This window comes from Pedobacter sp., assembly GCF_035566355.1.
Taxonomy (GTDB): Bacteria; Bacteroidota; Bacteroidia; order Sphingobacteriales; family Sphingobacteriaceae; genus Pedobacter.
Map to the genome: position 1 here is coordinate 1 of NZ_DATMRL010000093.1, position 3,657 is coordinate 3,657.

Annotated in this window: 3 protein-coding genes; 2 read left to right on the forward strand and 1 reads right to left on the reverse strand. The window is 41.8% G+C overall.

Annotated features, from left to right (window positions below):
• On the forward strand, positions 1-1,473 hold a 1,473-nt coding region (locus VNZ46_RS03650), incomplete at its 5' end, for a glycoside hydrolase family 92 protein (protein WP_325558733.1).
• Here VNZ46_RS03650 and mnmA read toward each other — a convergent pair.
• A complete protein-coding gene (gene mnmA / locus VNZ46_RS03655) occupies positions 1,470-2,561 on the reverse strand; it encodes a tRNA 2-thiouridine(34) synthase MnmA (protein ID WP_199079911.1) in 1,092 nt (363 codons plus the stop codon). The genes VNZ46_RS03650 and mnmA overlap by 4 nt on opposite strands.
• A gap of 277 nt (positions 2,562-2,838) precedes the next feature.
• Here mnmA and VNZ46_RS03660 point away from each other — a divergent pair.
• Positions 2,839-3,657, forward strand: an 819-nt coding sequence (locus VNZ46_RS03660; RefSeq protein WP_325558734.1) for an RNA polymerase sigma factor RpoD/SigA, incomplete at its 3' end; no start/stop codon positions are given.

Below are 3,657 nucleotides of genomic sequence, written 5' to 3' on the forward strand. Positions count from 1 at the left end.
GCAAGGCTCAATTTAAACTCGGAAGCTCGGCATTGGAACTTTGATGAACTTCGTTCGACTTCGCAAAAGGAGTGGAATGAAATGCTGGGACGTGTTATGGTTAAAGGTGGAAGTGCGAATCAAAAAATAAAATTCTACACAGATCTATGGCATGTTTTGCTGGGGCGGCATAAACTTGACGATGTGTCTGGAGATTATCCGGATAATACTGAGGGTGAACGACATGGAAGTTCAACCATTAATACGAAGTTTAAAATAAGGACATTGCCGAAGGATGGAAATGGAAAACCGAAATTTCATATGTACAATTCTGATGCTTTCTGGTTAACGCAGTGGAATCTGAATGTGCTTTGGGGACTGGCCTGGCCAGAAGTACAGGATGATTTTGCTGCCTCACTGGTGCAGTATGCTCAAAATGGAAAATTGCTTCCGCGTGGTCCTTGTGCGGGTGGATATTCTTATATCATGACCGGGTGTCCTGCTACGAGCTTGATTACCTCTACTTATCAAAAGGGGATTCTTACAAAGAAACCTGCCTTGATAGCCTATGAGATTATGAAACGGAATCATGAACCGGGTGGTATGATCGGGATATTAGGGGCAGATGATGCCATTGCATTTTATATAAAAAATGGGTATTATCCATCGAATGCTGGTATTACCGCCGAAATTACCTTTCAGGATTGGGCCTTAGGGCAAATGGCAAAGAAATTGGGCAAGAAGAAGGATTACGAGTATTTTAACCATCGTTCGAAGGGGTGGATTAAACTTTTTGATCCGGAACAAAAACTACTTTTTCCGAAAACAAAGGAGGGAACCTGGTTACACAGGAATCCTTTTGATGGTGAGGGTTGGGTTGAAGCCAATTCCTGGCAGGCGAGCTGGTCGGTTTCACACGGTATTCATGAGCTTGCTAAATTGATGGGTGGCAATGATACGCTTTGTAAAAAGCTAAATTATGCTTTTGAACAAGCCAAGGATCAGGATTTTGTGTTTGGCTATGGTTCGGGCTATATAAGTTATGCGAACCAGCCGGGTTGTTCCAATGCGCATGTATTCAACTATGCAGGCAGGCCAGATTTAACCCAATATTGGGTTCGTAGGGTTAATGAACAGGCTTACGGCGGTGTTACTCCTGATAAGGGATATGGCGGGCATGATGAGGACCAGGGACAAATGGGGGGTGTTAGTGCATTAACCTCTATGGGCTTGTTTAGTTTAACCGGAACGAGTTCTATCGATCCGGAATATGATATTACCAGTCCGGTGTTTGATGAGGTGACGATTAAGCTCAACAAACATTATTATCCGGGTAAAGAGTTTGTGATTAAAACCTACAATAATTCTAAAGCCAATTGTTATATACAAAAAATGAGGTTAAACAGTAAAGATCATCATCAGTTTTCTTTTTCTCATGATGACTTTAGCAAAGGTGGTATACTTGAATTATGGCTGGGTGCAAGGCCTAATTAGCAAAGGAAACCACCACCTAAAAGGTCGTTGCCTTCATAGAATACTGCGGATTGACCTGGAGCAATTGCGGATACAGAATGGTCAAATACCACCCTCATTTTATCATTTTCCTGTACAATAGTGCTCAGCATTCCTGCATCCTTGTAACGGATTTTAGTGATCACGTTATCCATTGGATCGTTGATGTTGGCGTATTTAACCAGGTTGATATTGCGTACCATAGCTTCCCGTCTTTCCAGCTCGTCTGCACGGCCTAAAACTACGGTATTGCTTTCCGGTAAGATCTGGGTAACAAACATAGGTTCACCAAAGGCAATACCTAAGCCTTTGCGTTGTCCTATGGTATAGAATGGATAGCCTTTGTGCTGTCCTACAACCATACCGTTGCTCAGAACGAAATTTCCGCCGGCCACTTTCTCTTCCAGATCTTCTACTTTATGTTTTAAGAAGGCTCTGTAGTCGTTATCTGGCACAAAGCATATTTCGTAGCTTTCGCTTTTTTTAGCAAGTTCTTCCTGTCCCATATCAAGTGCCATTTGACGGATCTCAGATTTGGCAAAGGAACCTAATGGAAACTGTGTTCTCGATAGGTTTTCCTGTGATACGCCCCAAAGTACATAACTCTGGTCTTTGTTTTCATCATGACCTTTGGAAATCACATATCTACCGCTGTCTTGTTGTCTGATATTGGCATAGTGTCCTGTGGCAATGAACTCACAGTCTAGTTTATTTGCACGTTTTAACAAGGCTTCCCATTTAATATGGGTATTGCAAAGTACACATGGGTTTGGGGTACGTCCGGCAAGATATTCATCAACAAAGTTGTCAATGACATAATCACCAAATTCATCCCTGATATCGAGAATATAATGAGGGAAGCCGTAATTTACAGCGAGTGTACGGGCATCGTTGATGCTATCCAGGCTGCAACATCCAGTTTCCTTGCTGCTGCTTCCGGAAGTGGCATAGTCCCACGTCTTCATGGTTAGGCCAATTACCTCATATCCCTGTTCGTGTAACATCACTGCCGCTACTGAACTGTCCACTCCGCCACTCATGGCTACTAAAATTCTGCCTCTTTTACTCATTGTCTTTTTATCAAATGCAAAAGTAATTTTTTTAATGCAAAAAAAGGCGCTTCTGAAGTCAGTTCCTTGTAAAATGACATTTGCAGGGCTAAATATTATGAGGTGTTTTGGAATATATGGAGAATATAGTTTTGGCTTAGAAGGGCATTTCAGGTTTATTTCCGGAATGAGGGGGAGGCGCTTTCTCTTTTTAAATATCTTTTAATATTTGCCTATAACATACAGATATGTTGATTTAAGTAAATATTTAGATAATTATGAAAATAGTAGATGTAGTATGCGGGAATTGAAAATTACACAGAGTATCACTAAAAGGGAATCTGAATCTTTAGATGTATACCTGAACGAAATTGGGAGATTCGAACTTTTAACAGCTGATGAGGAATGCATTTTGGCAGAAAAGGTAAGGGAAGGGGATCAGGAAGCCCTTTATAAGCTTATTGTTTCTAATCTGAGGTTTGTGGTTTCGGTTGCGAAGCAATATCAGCACAGGGGAATAGCTTTGACGGATTTGATTAATGAAGGAAACCTCGGACTTATTAAAGCTGCAAAACGGTTTGACGAAACCAAGGGTTTTAAGTTCATTTCTTTTGCAGTATGGTGGATCAGACAAACCATTCTGCAGGCTTTGGGTGACCAGACACGTACGGTCAGGCTTCCGCTCAACCAGGTGAGTAATATTACCAAGTTGAACAATGTGATACAAAGTATGGAGCAACAGCTGGAACGGCTTCCTACGGCTGAAGAACTGGCTGAGGAATCGGGGATTGCGAAAGAAAGCGTAGAGGATTATCTGGTGAATGCAAGGTTACCGGTTTCGATGGATGCTACGTCGGATATGGGTAGTTCTTTATTGGATGTATTAAGAGATTACAGGTACGCTCCGGATAAAAGTATAGATGCGGAGTCTTTACAAGGTTATATTGAGCGGATGATGTCCATTCTGTCTCCAAGAGAAAGATATATATTGACCTTAAATTTTGGTTTGGGCAATACAGAACCTGTTCAGCTGCAGGATATAGCAAGGGCTTTAGGTATTGGGAAGGAGCGTGTGCGGCAACTTCGGGAAATTGCCCTTAGAAAACTAAGGGCAAAT